We start from the raw sequence: 13,999 nt of genomic DNA on the forward strand, positions 1-13,999 counted from the left end.
GAGCGCTTTCACTATTGTTATAGCAAACCGAAAATATGGGAACAATGGATTCCAGCCATTCTGGACCTAATCACACTTTCCGTTCTTTTTCACATTAGATAAGAATTTTCCCATCTTTTTATCCATTATGAGATGATTGTTATGACCCTGTTTTAAATCCCTTTTCTTCTAAAGCTTTCTCGAACTGCTCTCGCACTTGCGGAACCGATAAACCAACGATCACTTGAATTGCTTTGCCATTACGAACGACACCATGGGCCCCTGCAGACTTGAACACACTATCCGGCGCGACTTTTGATTCATCATTTACACTAACGCGAAGGCGTGTGGCACAATTAGTAACCGACACGATATTTTCAGGACCACCGAGCGCATCTAAAAATTGCAATGCTTGAACCGTATAGGTGTTGCTACTGACATTTTGGTTAGCCTGTTTTTTTGCTTTATAATCTGCTTTCGTATATAATTTCGTCTCTGATGAATCATCCGCTTCGCGTCCCGGCGTCGCAACATTAAATTTAAGAATCAAATATCGGAAAACAAAGAAGTAAATAATCATAAACGCGAAACCGATTGCCCATTGGATGAGATAAGTCGTGCTGTGATATTTAAATAGTGGAATCCAGTTTGCCGTAGCGATTTCTAGCAGTCCCCCGCCCATATTTCCTACAACGCCGAATGCATACATCACCGCTGCCATTGTGGCTGCTAAAATTGCATGAACGGCAAATAACCAAGGTGCCACAAACAGGAAAGTAAATTCAATCGGTTCTGTAATTCCAGCAATAACAGCCGTTAAAGCGGCAGAGATTAATAGCCCTGAAACTTGTTTTCTTTTTTCTGGTTTTGCAGTAACATACATCGCTAATGCAATGCCTGGAATACCAAAGATTTTAGACATCCCATGCAATGCAAATCCGCCTTCTGGAAACATTTCTTTTAAAGAATGGGCAGATGTTGCGTATTCTGATAAATGCTCCATCCAATACTTAGCGATTCCTCCTTCAACAACCGCAGGACCAAAGACAAACGGACCGTAGATGAAGTGATGCAATCCTGTTGGAATAAGGATGCGCTCTAAAAATGTATACAACCAAACCCCAAACACTCCCGAACTTGCTAAAAATCCTTGTAAAGATGCGATGCCATGTTGTACGATTGGCCAAACATATGCTGTTATTAAAGCAACTGGAAGCATCACAAGAAACGCAATAATCACCACAAATGATGAACCTTGAAAAATGCCAAGAAAATCAGGAAGTTTCGTATCGAAATAGCGGTTATGAAGCGCTACAACAATAGAAGATATAACGATCGCTCCAATAATGCTCGTATCTAATGTTTTGATTCCCGCAATCATTGTCAAACCGCTAACTCCGCCAACTTCCTGGCTGAAATCTACACCAAATTTATCTCCCCAAAGAGTCAATATCGCGTTAATAAAATAGTTGAATGTTAAATAAGTAACAATCGCTTCCATACAAGCTCTCGCATGGGCCTTTTTTGCCAACCCAATCGGAATGCCTATAACAAACAATAGCGGCATTTGCCGGAAGACTGTCCATCCACCCTCTTCTACTACCGTCCAAAACTTGTACCACATTCCGTTCGGATCAGCAATGGATCCCATGATATCAGGATTTTTAAACAAGATGGTCAAGCCAACGACTATACCAGCGAACGGAAAAAGCAACACCGGTACAAACATAGCTGCACCAAACCGCTGAATTTTTTGCATCATGTCCACTCACTCCCCTTTCTTAGGCTTTCGTTTGAAAACGCAATTATGATAGCGCTTTCTTTTTCTTTATAACATGATCGTTTTTGACGAAACAATAAAGCGGAATCAAGCTGTTCGTTTTCACTTCTCTTGTTATTTTTCCCAAAATTCAAGAAAATTCCCAAAATGAGCAGCTATATATGGAATACTAGAGATATTCTCCATAGTCCACCATAACTTTTAAGAGAAGAAAACAAAATGAGGGTGTCTAAAAAGTGATAGACACCCTCTTCTTTGTGTGTACCAAATATTTACGTTTTTATTTTACGTTTTTGTTTACAATTTTCACGTTGGCACCATAATATTATTTTAATAATTTCTAAATTTCTTATATTAAGTTCGCTATCGGTGTATCTATTTCAAATGTGATAGAGGGGGCTTTAAAATGAATAACAATCCTTCTTCTTCCTCTACATTGACATCACATCGTATTTACTGGATTGTGGCTGGAATCACCTTCTTGACGTTATTAGTTTCAGCAGGCGTACGTTCTACTCCCGGTGTTCTCATCGTTCCTTTTGAGCTATCGTTTGGATGGACCCGTGCAGAAGTTACGTTTCCTTTGGCTATTAATATAGCATTATATGGTCTTTGCGGGCCATTTGCGGCAGCGTTTATGGAACGATATGGGATAAAACGAATGATGCTAATCGCCCTGTCATTGCTAGCGATAGGCACAGGTCTCTCCGTATGGATGAAAACGACATGGCAGATGACATTGTTATGGGGGTTTTTAGTGGGAACCGGGGCAGGGTTAACTTCCTCTGTTTTAGGAGCCGTAATAGCAAATCATTGGTTCAAAGAGAAGCGTGGATTGGTTGTAGGCGTGTTTTCCGCCAGTGGAGCAGCAGGACAACTTGTTTTTTTACCTCTATTCGCACAAATGATCTCATTTTACGGCTGGCAAACGGTTGTCCTGGTTACATCCTTATCAGTGTTGATTACGATGTTGCTTGTAGGATTGTTTATGCGTGATAAGCCCAGTGATGTAGGCCTTCTTCCATATGGTGCAACAGAGCCGGTTGAAACGGCAGCTGCTCCCCATGCGAATCCTTTCCTTTCTGCACTAAATGGATTGAAAATAGGAGTTCGCTCCAAAGATTTTTGGTTGCTTGCAGGAAGCTTCTTTGTTTGTGGTTTATCTACGAATGGACTCATTGGAACCCATCTCATTCCGGCTTGTATGGAACATGGAATTCCAGAAGTAACCGCAGCTAGCATGCTAGCTGTTATGGGGATTTTCGATATTTTAGGAACAACACTCTCAGGCTGGCTTTCGGATCGATGGAATAATCGTTGGTTATTGTTTTGGTATTATGGATTGCGCGGAATTTCCCTTGTCTTTCTCCCATATGCTCTGGATTCTACGTTTTTAGGCTTATCTATTTTTGTTGTCTTCTATGGGCTTGATTGGGTCGCAACAGTACCTCCTACCGTTCGTCTGTGCAGTGATGTATTTGGAAAGCAAAGTGGCGTGATATTTGGCTGGATATGGGCTTTTCATCAAATTGGAGCCGCGGCTGCCGCGTTTGGCGGCGGTATCTTACACACATGGTTCGGAACCTATACATTTATATTTATTGTCGCGGGTATCCTTTGTGTAACAGCAGCCGGGTTTGTTCTTCAAATACATAGTAGAGAGAAGAACTCGACTGCCCAATCCGTATAATGTTGTAAGCAAAAATGAGGGTGACCCAAAAAGAACTAAAGGGCCACCCTCGATTTCATTACGAAATAAGCGACTGATTGGCATCCATAATCTGTTGCCCATACGCTGTGAACACGGCAAGAACAACCGCAAGCGTAAGGTATAAACATAACCATGTCCATTTCGTTTTCGCATCCGCACGATAATACACTGTTTGCTTCTGTATTTCTTGTTCGTTTTCTTCTATTTCTTTTTGGAGCTTACAGATAAAGTCTGAAACGGTTTGTTCCTGCAATACGCCCCATCGAGTTGCCTCTAATAACTGATTATACTTTTCCACATACCGCTCCAAGCGATAGTTTTGCAGCTTCTGCTCATCTTGGAAAATGGGGATGTACCATGTTTTTCTTCGCGATAGCTCCATCTCCGTCCGTTCTATCTCATCCTTCCAATGCCAATACATTTCTTGCTGCTCTTCTTCCGATAAAAGCATGTATCGTTGAATTTCCTGCAGTAATGACTCATTGACTTCTTTGTGAATTTGCGTCTTTTTCCAGCGAAACTCCCGGCGCAAAAGCTCCCAGCATTTCAAAGAGCCTAACAAGATAATGAGCGGGGCGATTGGTCCCGGGTTCCAAAGAAAATAAACAAACATCCCAATAAGACCAAAAAACCATATTTTTGGCGAAATCACTCCGACAATTCGCCCTCCATCTAACGGATGCAGAGGCATGAGATTGAATAAATTAATAAGCGCTCCAAGCGCAATGACTAATCCCCAAAACGGGTTTCCGGTCATCCAGTACAATGGCAAAGCTGGGAGAAACCCCAATGTCCCCCATAACGGACCGGCGTATGCTAAATACGCCTCATCTTTCGCCGATTTTGGTTCTTCCTTTAGCGCAATGAGCGCCCCGACAAATGGAATGAAAATCGCCTTCGATGTTGGAATTCCTAACCTTTTTGCCGCAAACAAATGGCCCATTTCATGCACATAAAGCAAATACACGAGCGCCACCGCAAACTTCCATCCGTATACAAGCGCATATGCGCCGATCGAAATAAATAAGGAAATGAGAGAACTGAATTTTAAAAACTTAAAAATCGCCAGCACCCACTTCAGTTTTCCCGCCAGAAACAAAACAACAGACAAAAACGCAAGCCACGCCTTTTTAAACTGCTTCAATTCTCTCAGTCTCCCTTTCCTTATTTCCGATGCATTTTAAACTGCAAAAACAGCTCGTTGTAATAAGCAAGCATTCGTTTTCCTAAATTCTCGTACACTTCTAAGTTTCCGACCGACTCAAAATCTGGATAAAACCGTTTATCCTCAGTTACTTCTTTCGGCAAATAGTCCAGCGCCTTCTCATTCGGCGTCGAATAGCCGACATACTCCGCGTTTTGCGCAGCGTTTTTCGGATCAAGCATAAAGTTAATAAATTGATGTGCTCCTTCGATATTTTTCGCGGTTTTCGGAATCACCATATTATCGAACCATAAATTTGATCCTTCTTTCGGCACAACATAATCGAGCTTGTCATTTTCCGCAATGATCTCCGCCGCATCACCTGACCAAACAACCCCGATTGCCGCTTCTTCATTCACCAAAAGCATTTTAATCTCATCGCCGACAATCGCTTTGACGTTTGGTGTGAGGCGATCGAGTTTTTTCTTTGCTTCCTGTAAATGCTTCTTATTCGTGTCATTTAACGAATAATGCAAACTATTGAGCCCCATGCCAATCACTTCACGCGCGCCGTCCACTAACAAAATTTGATTGCGCAAATCTTTATCCCATAAATCGTTCCAGCTCGTTATTTTTTTTCCGCCAAGCATTTCCGGATTATAGACGATGCCGACCGTCCCCCAAAAATACGGGACGGAATACTTGTTGCCTGGATCAAATGATAAATTCAAAAAGCGCGGATTGATATATTTTAAATTCGGCAATTTTGAATGGTCGAGCGGAATAAGCAATCCATCTTCTTTCATTTTACTGATCGCATATTCAGAAGGAACGGCGACATCAAACGTCGTGCCGCCTTGGGCAATTTTCGCCATCATCGCTTCATTGGAATCAAACGTTTGGTAGATGACTTTTATGCCCGTCTGCTTTTCGAACTTTTTAATAAGCTCAGGATCGATGTAATCGCCCCAGTTATACACTGTCAATGTATTCTTTCCAGAATATCCCTCCGCTTTATTCAGCTGGGAAGACACGTAAAGCAGTACAAACGAGGCGAAAAAAACGGCCGCAAACAATGATATAAGCTTTCTCATTTTCGTCGCCCCCTCATTCCGTATAAGGAGCTGCTTTTCTGGCTAATAAAGTAGTAGCCAATCACCAGCACAACCGTAAACAAAAATAACAATGTCGATAATGCGTTAATCGACAGCGAAATACCTTGGCGCGCCCGTGAGTAAATTTCTACCGATAGTGTCGAAAAACCGTTGCCTGTCACAAAAAACGTCACCGCGAAGTCATCAAGCGAATACGTCAATGCCATGAAAAAACCAGCGAAAATACCAGGGGTAATAAACGGCAATATTACTTTCGTCAGCACATCCCATTGATTCGCCCCTAAATCGCGAGCCGCATCAATCAGTGTCGGACTCATTTCCTGCAATTTTGGAAGCACCATCAACACGACGATCGGAACACTAAACGCGATATGCGACAGCAGCACCGACGTAAAACCGAGCTGAATGCCGATAATCGTAAACAAAATGAGAAATGAGGCGCCGATAATGACATCCGGGCTAACGATTAATACGTTATTCAACATTAAAAGCAACTGTTTCATATGCCGATTTTTCACATAATAAATCGCGAGCGCTCCCAACACGCCAAGAATGGTGGAAACCGCCGCAGACAAAAGGGCAATCGTCAGTGTATTCAACACGATAATCCATAAACGGGTATCATCGATCACCTCTTTATACCACTCCAGCGTAAACCTTTCGAAATTATGCATCGTTCCGCCGCTATTAAACGAATAGTAAATTAAATAAATAATCGGGGCGTACAAAATGAGAAACACGAACACTAAATACATGTTCGCCCATTTTTTATTGTTTCGCATCGCTTAACCCTCACTTCCGATTTCCTGTCACAATGACGACAATGGCCATCGCGATAATTAAAAACACCGCAATCGTCGAGCCCATGCCCCAGTTTTGTGTGACAAGAAAATGTTGCTCAATCGCCGTACCGAGCGTAATAACGCGGTTTCCCGCAACTAAACGCGTAATCATAAAGAGCGATAACGACGGAATAAATACCGCTTGACATCCTGCTTTCACCCCGTCTAACGTCAGCGGAAAAACGACGCGACGAAACGTCGTCCAAGCCGAAGCGCCAAGATCGCGCGCCGCGTCAACAAGCGTTGGATTCAACTCCTCAAGCGAGTTAAAAATCGGCAGGATCATAAACGGGATAAAAATGTATACCGACACGAACACAAAACTAAAATCGGTAAACAAAATTTGTTTCTTGCCGATTCCAACCGTTTCTAAAATCGCGTTTGCCAATCCGTACGTGCCAAAAATGCCGAGAAACGCGTACACTTTTAAAAGCAAATTCACCCATGTCGGCAAAATAATAAGCAAAAGCCAAAGCTGTTTATGCTTCGTCTTCGTCAACAAGTACGCGGTCGGATACGCGACAAGCAACGAAAATAGCGTAATCAAAAATGCGTACCAAACCGAACTTGCCGCCATTTTTAAATAAATCGGCGTAAAAAACGTTTTATAATTGGCAAACGTCCAATTCCCGTCAATATCAAAAAATGAATAATACAAAATTAATAAAATCGGCGCAACGACAAATAGCCCAATCCATATTACATATGGAAATAAGTAAACATTGCGTACACTATTTTTCATCGGATCTCTCACCATCATCTTCGCTGATGCGCATGACATGAATGTCCTCTGGGTCAAAATAAAGCCCGATTTCTTCTCCTACTTCCGCTTTTTTCGTCGAATGGACGAGCCATTCATTCCCATCTTCGTCATAGCAGCACAGCTCGTAATGTACACCTCGGAACAATAGCGAATCGACGCGCACTTGGAGCTTTCCTTGATCTTTTGTCGTAATGTCCAAATCTTCCGGACGGATGACAATATCGACTGGCTCGTTCGGGCGAAATCCTTTGTCCACGCACGTAAACCGCTTCCCGGCGAATTCGACAAGGTAATCTTCAATCATCGTGCCTCGCAAGATGTTCGATTCACCGATAAAATCAGCGACAAACCGATTAATCGGCTCATCGTAAATGTCTTTCGGTGTGCCGCTTTGCTGGATTTTCCCCTTATTGAGCACGAAAATTTGGTCCGACATCGCCAGCGCCTCTTCTTGGTCATGTGTGACAAAAATAAACGTAATCCCTAAACGGCGCTGCAGTTCGCGAAGCTCATATTGCATTTCGGTGCGCAGCTTTAAATCAAGCGCCGACAGCGGCTCATCAAGCAGAAGCACTTCTGGTTCGTTGACAATCGCGCGCGCAATCGCCACCCGCTGCCGCTGACCTCCGGACATTTCTTGAATACTGCGATTCTCGTATCCTTCTAAATTCACAAACCGAAGCGCCTGCTTTACTTTTTCCTCAATTTCCGAGCGCTTTTTCTTCTTAATCCGCAACCCAAACGCCACGTTTTCAAACACATTCAAATGCGGAAACAAAGCATAATCTTGAAACACCGTATTCACTTGCCGCTTATTCGCAGGTACATGATTTACCGGCTTTCCGTGAAAATAAATCGTTCCTTCCGTCGGCTCCGTAAACCCCGCGATCAAACGCAGAATCGTCGTCTTCCCGCATCCCGACGGCCCGAGCAAGGTATAAAACTTCCCGCGCTCAATCTCAAAACTGACATCATCGAGCACGACCAACCCATCGTATTCCTTCGTCACCCGCTCAAAGCGGATGATCGCCTCTTTCTCCATCAGCCCCCACTCCTTGCTTCGAAAATAAAATCTTTATCATCATCCAAAAGGAAAAACAAACCTTTCCGTTACCTATCAATCACTATTAGAACATGCAAAAAATAAAAGTGCAACGGGAATTTTCCAAATAAAAAACTCGTTCCTTCCTAGCATCATGCTAGAGAGAAACGAGAATGCGCATATCGGTTAGAACGTGATATTGACATGGTGCAGGGAAAGCTGCCGGAACACTACGCAATTACTCGTAGGTGCGATAAAAATAAATAGTTACCAATTCATTACATCACGCTGAAGTGCCGGTTCAATTGCATATAGTTTTACGATAAAAACAATAATAAAACCTCTTTTAGCTTGGTTTTCATTCCTCATAGGTAAGATACAAACTTGGAAAACAGGAACACCGATCGAAATGTTTGCTACTGAGTTTTAATTCCTCATAGGTAAGATAAAAACGGAAACAAATATTGCCGCATCCGTTCGTGCTGAGTGTAAAAATAACGCAAAATCGCGCGATAGCGATAGGCATTATCCACCGCCAAATACTTCACCTCAGAAATCGGCTTTAACCAAGAAGCATCCATGTCCATTCTCCTTATCGTCCATCATTACCTTCATTGTAGCCTATCATCCACAATGACTCTACAAAAAATACATTCCATTCGACATGGCATTTGCCAAAATGTTTTGATACAGCTGTTAGATTGAAAATAAAAAACCTTGAAAGGCATATAGCCCCAGTCGACATTCGGTATACTTTTAGACATAGGTAGGGTTCTCCTTTCTCTGGAATGTGTTGTGGTCCAAATCAGAGAATACCCTACCTTTTTTCTTTTGGTCTAGCAAAATGCTTTACACAAAATTTTATACATCATCTTCCTTTTGTTTAAGGCACCCGTTTTCTTGACATAAAACACTTTTTATTTGGCCGACGATATGAAGGCACGAAAATATATTTATCTGCTTACCGGAGATACGGAAACAAGAAGCAATAGTACAACCGCGCATAATAGAAACGAGTCGAGCCGCTGAAATAAAAAGACCCATTCCAACATTCTTGGAATAGGTCCACATCATTTTACTCATAAAAAATATGAAATCTTTCCCAAATTTCTTCTAAATCAGATAAATGCTTTTCGACTTCGCTGCGCTTTCTCCGGCCGACTTCGGTAATGAGTGCGTTCACTAAACTTAACGGCGCGACGAACGAGTCAATAAACGACGGCATTTCCGTCGGAGCACATAACGTGACGTCTCCGTACGATACCAGCGGTGATAATAGATGGTCCGTAATGACAATAATTTTTGCGCCGCGGTCTTTGGCGAAAGCGACCGCTTCAATGGTACTTTTTGTGTAGCGGGCAAAACTTAAACCAATAACGACATCGTCTTTATTAAGGCGAAACAGTTTTTCCGATATGCCGTGCGGATTACGAATGAGCTCCGCATTCTCAAACAATATGTCGAAATAAAATTCTAAAAACAGTCCTAATGAAACCGCGCTTCGGTTTGCGATAATAAATATTCGTTTCGCGTCGGTAATGTATTGCACCGCTTGATAGAACGAATCCATGTCGATTTGCATCGACATTGCTTTAATTCTTTCGATGTCTTCTTGAAACATTTCGAAAATCGATTTGTCTTCCGAATCGTACACTTCTTCGGAAATTTTCAGTCTCTCCACCGTTGTCAATTGCCGCTTCATCGATTCTTGCATCGCCTGTTGCCACTCTGGATATCCCGAAAATCCTAAAAACGTTGCGAAGCGGACAACAGTCGCTTCGCTCACTCCTGCCATTTTCGCAAGCTTTCCGACCGTGAAAAACGGAACCGCTTCAGGATTGTTTAATACGTATTTCGCAATTTTCCGCTGTGCTCGACTCATTTCTGGCAGTTTTTCGGCGATTAATCGATACACTTCATTCATCGTTTTTCGGTCCTTTTCTCACAACGGTTTGTTGGTGTGTCCATTATAAACGATTTTTTACCTTTCGAATAGCTTTTTCATGCGCTTCTATCGTCCATGCGATATCTTCTTCCGTATGAACGACGGACATCGAATAGCGATTGCCAGGTTTCGTATACACGCCGTGTCCCAACAGTTCGTAATCGATTTCTTCCCGCAATTTCATATTTGCTTTTGTCAAATCGCGATAATTTTTTACATCTTGTTCGGTCAAGACGATGTTGAAGATGCTTCCTAATCCGACCGTTTTCATTGGTATGCCATAAGCACGGTACACCGCTTCCAATCCTTCCCGGAGCATGTTCGTCATTTGCAATAGACGCGGCATCGTTTCCGGCTGCTGTAAGACGTCTAATGTTGCCAGTCCTGCCGCTAAAACAGTCGGATGACCGTTATACGTGCCGCTATGGAACAGGACATCCCCTTTGTTCGCTTTATCTGTTTCTATTGACAGTGCGTCTTTGCCGCGGCGTGGGTCCATTTGTTCCATAATTTCTTTTTTCCCTCCGATCACTCCGATCGGGAATCCACCTCCTAACACTTTTCCTAATGCGGTAAGATCAGGCGCGATGCCGTAAACCGTTTGTGCCCCTCCGTAAGTGATACGGAATCCCGTTTTTACTTCATCGAAAATAAGGACGATGCCAAGTTCTTTCGTTATGGCGCGAAGCTCTTTCATAAAAATTGCATCTGCCGGAATAAAGCCACCTTGAACCGGCTCTAAAATAACTGCTGCAAGCCGATTTTTATGTTTCCGTAAAATCGCTTCCGTTGCCTCAATATCGTTAAACGGCAAAATAATCGTTTCATCCGTATATTGGGGAGGGATTCCTTTCGACTCAGGCACCGCATTCGGCTCTTTTTCGTCTCCCGCTTCGGTAACCGACGGATTTACACTAATTAACACTTGATCATATCCACCATGATAATGTCCTTCGAATTTTGCGATAGCTGTTTTTCCCGTGAACGCTTGTGCTAAGCGAATGGCAAGTAATGTAGCTTCTAGACCGGAATTTGTATAACGAACCATTTCCATGCTTGGAAATGCTTGAATAATTTTTTTCGCCATCAACGTTTCGAACATGTGTGGCGCGCCAAATACGGTCGTTCCGTCCGTAATAATCTGTCTCATGATCGATTCGATTACTTTCGGATGGCCATGTCCTAAAATAAGTGCACCGTAACAAAGTAAATAATCGACATATTCGTTTCCATCGACATCGACTAGGCGGCTTCCTTTTCCTCTTTCCATGATAATCGGGTGCGGCGCGAAATATTTAATATTTGCCGTGACGCCTCCTGGTATGACTTCCTTCGCTTTTTCATACAAATGAAAGGAGCGTTTCATACTACTAGCAACCGCTTCTGTCTGCTCGATTTCCACCATGAACACCTCTTTGAAATTTATTTTTCATTTTATAAAATTATATGAAATTTTTATTTCTTATTGCAGGATTTTTGCCTATATGTAAATAAAAAAAGAAGATGATCAAAAATCACCCTCTTTCCCTCCAATACTACATGGTTGCGGTGAAAAGGTTATTTGTTTCTTTCGGTCTTCTTGATTGAATCACAGCAACGGCAATTAATAGCACGCTTCCAATTACACTAAACGTAATATTTGGCGAGATGAGAAGAAGACCAGCGATAAATAAGACAATCCGCTCCCAAACATACGCCTTTCTGACAAGGTAACCAACCATGGCGCTGCTTACACCGATCATGCCAATAATCGCCGTGGCCACGCAAATCGTTAAAAACAACGGTTTGACGTCAATTAAAATCATTTGCGGATTCATAACAAACACGTATGGGATGATATACGCCGCCGTCGCCAACGTAAACGCCCTTACTCCTGTCATAAACGGGTTCGCTCCCGCCAGTCCCGCACCCGCATATGCTGCCAAACAGACAGGCGGTGTAATATCAGCGACAATTCCGAAATAGAAGACGAACATATGAGCAGCTAAAACTGGAACATCCAACCCTAATACTAACGCTGGCGCAACCATCGTCGCGGTTACGATATAGTTTGCCGTTGTCGGCAACCCCATTCCCAAAATAAGGCAGGCAATCATCGTGAAGAATAACGTTAAAATTAATGATCCTCCACCTAACGTAATAATGCCATTTGCTATTCTTCCACCTAATCCCGTTTGGACGACAACACCGACAATAATTCCCGCGGCTGCACATGCTGCGATGACTGGAAGCGCGGTTCGAGCACCTTCCTCAAGCGTTTTTACGATTTGCCATGGTGTCATTCTTGTTTCTTTGCGTACTAAGCTGACAAGAAACGCGACTAAAATCGCCACTAAAGCAGCGCGCATCGGCGTTTTACCAGTCAGTAATGTGTAAAAAATGACTATAAGCGGCAAAATCAAATATCCGCGTTCTGTCATCAGTTTCCGAAAGCTTGGCAACTGCGATTTCGGTGTGCCGATAATCCCTTGTTTTTTCGATTCGAAGTGTACTCCTAAAAATACACCGAGGAAGTATAAAATGGCAGGAATGATCGCAGCCAACATGATTTGGCTATACGGCGTGTTTGTATACGAAGCCATAATAAATGCGGCCGCTCCCATTACTGGTGGCATAATTTGCCCACCTGTTGATGCGGAAGCTTCTACAGCTGCGGCAAATTCCGGCTTATAACCCGCCTTTTTCATCATTGGAATCGTAAACGCTCCCGATCCTACCGTGTTCGCGACGGAGCTTCCCGAGACCATTCCTTCCAAGGCGCTCGCAACAACTGCTGCTTTCGCCTGTCCTCCAATAAATCTTCCTGTTAACACAAACGCTACGTCATTGAAAAATTGACCAACTCCAGTCCGAATGAGCATCACTCCGAAAAATAAAAACAAGAAGATAAACGTGGATGACACTTGAATTGGCGTACTAAATATTCCTTTTGTCGTTAAATACAAATCAGTTGCTAACTTTTCCCATGAAAATCCACGATGGGCAAACATTTTCGTTGGAATATGATTTCCATATAACGCGTATAAAATTGCTACACCCGCTACTGCCACGATTGGCAAACCTACGCATCTTCTTGCCGCTTCAAGCACTAACAGCACACCAAGGGAAGCAACAATAATATCCATTTGCGAATACCCAAACACAATTTTTTGCGCTACAAGCTCCTCGTAATTAATCACATTATAATAGCCAACCCCAAGCGCTGTGAAAGCAAGCACGACATCATACCAAGGAACTCCCTTTTGTTTCCGATGCAATCCTTTTTTAATCGGATAAAGCAAAAAAATGAGGCCTAAAGCGGTTCCCAGGTGAATAGGACCTTGAATTCTCGCTTCAAACGCGCCGCGATACCCTGTGTACAAATGGAACAACGTTAATGATACACCTAAAAAGAGGACAACCCATGACCATTTCCCAAGATTTTTTCTGTAGGAACTTTCTCGATCATATTTTTCTAGTATTTCCTCTTGGGACAATTCTTCGAGCGGCTTTTCTTTCATATCGTTTTTTTTACGCCAGTTCATTGTCATCACCACCTAAATGAAGTTAATTACTTGTTACCGGTTGAAATAGGCAACAGTAAAATCATAGGGGGCACATCGTTAAGATTAATGGAAAAACAAGAGATTTTGTGATAGGAGAATTATTGAAAAAAGGACCAGGACGCTTAGTCTGCCC

Annotated in this window: 11 protein-coding genes; 1 reads left to right on the forward strand and 10 read right to left on the reverse strand. The window is 42.7% G+C overall.

The annotated features are described in order from the left end of the window. Nucleotides 1-139: 139 nt before the first annotated feature. Nucleotides 140-1,741, reverse strand: coding sequence for an alpha-glucoside-specific PTS transporter subunit IIBC (locus QSJ37_RS16775; protein WP_285756346.1), 1,602 nt, complete (start codon nucleotides 1,739-1,741; stop codon nucleotides 140-142). Nucleotides 1,742-2,165: 424 nt separating this feature from the next. Between QSJ37_RS16775 and QSJ37_RS16780 the strand changes: the two genes are divergently transcribed. Further along, a complete protein-coding gene (locus QSJ37_RS16780) occupies nucleotides 2,166-3,449 on the forward strand; it encodes an MFS transporter (RefSeq protein WP_285756347.1) in 1,284 nt (427 codons plus the stop codon). A gap of 58 nt (nucleotides 3,450-3,507) precedes the next feature. On the opposite strand, the gene QSJ37_RS16785 is transcribed toward QSJ37_RS16780, so the two are convergent. The 9 genes from QSJ37_RS16785 to QSJ37_RS16825 all read right to left on the reverse strand — a co-directional run bounded on the left by QSJ37_RS16785 (nucleotide 3,508) and on the right by QSJ37_RS16825 (nucleotide 13,845). Then, the gene (locus tag QSJ37_RS16785; RefSeq protein ID WP_285756348.1) at nucleotides 3,508-4,614 is read right to left on the reverse strand and encodes a site-2 protease family protein; all 1,107 of its coding nucleotides are present in this window, start codon (nucleotides 4,612-4,614) and stop codon (nucleotides 3,508-3,510) included. A gap of 20 nt (nucleotides 4,615-4,634) precedes the next feature. Then, complete coding sequence (locus tag QSJ37_RS16790) at nucleotides 4,635-5,708, reverse strand: ABC transporter substrate-binding protein (RefSeq protein ID WP_285756349.1); 1,074 nt, start codon at nucleotides 5,706-5,708, stop codon at nucleotides 4,635-4,637. After that, nucleotides 5,705-6,511 (reverse strand): ABC transporter permease, encoded by an 807-nt coding sequence (locus QSJ37_RS16795; RefSeq protein ID WP_285756350.1) that lies wholly within the window; start codon nucleotides 6,509-6,511, stop codon nucleotides 5,705-5,707. Before QSJ37_RS16795 ends, QSJ37_RS16790 begins: the two co-directional genes overlap by 4 nt. 10 nt (nucleotides 6,512-6,521) lie before the next feature. Next, entirely contained in the window at nucleotides 6,522-7,313 is a 792-nt protein-coding gene (locus QSJ37_RS16800; RefSeq protein ID WP_285756351.1) for an ABC transporter permease, read from the reverse strand. Next, complete coding sequence (locus QSJ37_RS16805) at nucleotides 7,303-8,376, reverse strand: ABC transporter ATP-binding protein (protein WP_285756352.1); 1,074 nt, start codon at nucleotides 8,374-8,376, stop codon at nucleotides 7,303-7,305. Before QSJ37_RS16805 ends, QSJ37_RS16800 begins: the two co-directional genes overlap by 11 nt. Before the next feature lie 434 nt (nucleotides 8,377-8,810). After that, nucleotides 8,811-8,957, reverse strand: coding sequence for a hypothetical protein (locus QSJ37_RS16810; protein WP_483313623.1), 147 nt, complete (start codon nucleotides 8,955-8,957; stop codon nucleotides 8,811-8,813). 494 nt (nucleotides 8,958-9,451) lie between these two features. Continuing rightward, complete coding sequence (locus QSJ37_RS16815) at nucleotides 9,452-10,300, reverse strand: MurR/RpiR family transcriptional regulator (RefSeq protein WP_285756354.1); 849 nt, start codon at nucleotides 10,298-10,300, stop codon at nucleotides 9,452-9,454. A 43-nt stretch (nucleotides 10,301-10,343) separates the two neighbouring features. Further along, nucleotides 10,344-11,726 (reverse strand): aspartate aminotransferase family protein, encoded by a 1,383-nt coding sequence (locus QSJ37_RS16820; protein ID WP_285756355.1) that lies wholly within the window; start codon nucleotides 11,724-11,726, stop codon nucleotides 10,344-10,346. 130 nt (nucleotides 11,727-11,856) lie between these two features. Beyond that, entirely contained in the window at nucleotides 11,857-13,845 is a 1,989-nt protein-coding gene (locus QSJ37_RS16825) for a TRAP transporter permease (protein WP_285756356.1), read from the reverse strand. Nucleotides 13,846-13,999: the final 154 nt, after the last annotated feature.

It is taken from the genome of Parageobacillus sp. G301 (assembly GCF_030268025.1).
GTDB classification, from domain to species: Bacteria; Bacillota; Bacilli; order Bacillales; family Anoxybacillaceae; genus Parageobacillus_B; species Parageobacillus_B toebii.

Coding starts and splice junctions, on each gene's coding strand:
- QSJ37_RS16805 (WP_285756352.1), bottom strand. CDS start 8,376: ATGGAGAAAGAGGCGATCATCCGCTTTGAGCGGGTGACGAAGGAATAC.
- QSJ37_RS16780 (WP_285756347.1), top strand. CDS start 2,166: ATGAATAACAATCCTTCTTCTTCCTCTACATTGACATCACATCGTATT.
- QSJ37_RS16775 (WP_285756346.1), bottom strand. CDS start 1,741: ATGATGCAAAAAATTCAGCGGTTTGGTGCAGCTATGTTTGTACCGGTG.
- QSJ37_RS16810 (WP_483313623.1), bottom strand. CDS start 8,957: ATGGATGCTTCTTGGTTAAAGCCGATTTCTGAGGTGAAGTATTTGGCG.
- QSJ37_RS16790 (WP_285756349.1), bottom strand. CDS start 5,708: ATGAGAAAGCTTATATCATTGTTTGCGGCCGTTTTTTTCGCCTCGTTT.
- QSJ37_RS16815 (WP_285756354.1), bottom strand. CDS start 10,300: ATGAATGAAGTGTATCGATTAATCGCCGAAAAACTGCCAGAAATGAGT.
- QSJ37_RS16825 (WP_285756356.1), bottom strand. CDS start 13,845: ATGAACTGGCGTAAAAAAAACGATATGAAAGAAAAGCCGCTCGAAGAA.
- QSJ37_RS16800 (WP_285756351.1), bottom strand. CDS start 7,313: ATGAAAAATAGTGTACGCAATGTTTACTTATTTCCATATGTAATATGG.
- QSJ37_RS16820 (WP_285756355.1), bottom strand. CDS start 11,726: ATGGTGGAAATCGAGCAGACAGAAGCGGTTGCTAGTAGTATGAAACGC.
- QSJ37_RS16795 (WP_285756350.1), bottom strand. CDS start 6,511: ATGCGAAACAATAAAAAATGGGCGAACATGTATTTAGTGTTCGTGTTT.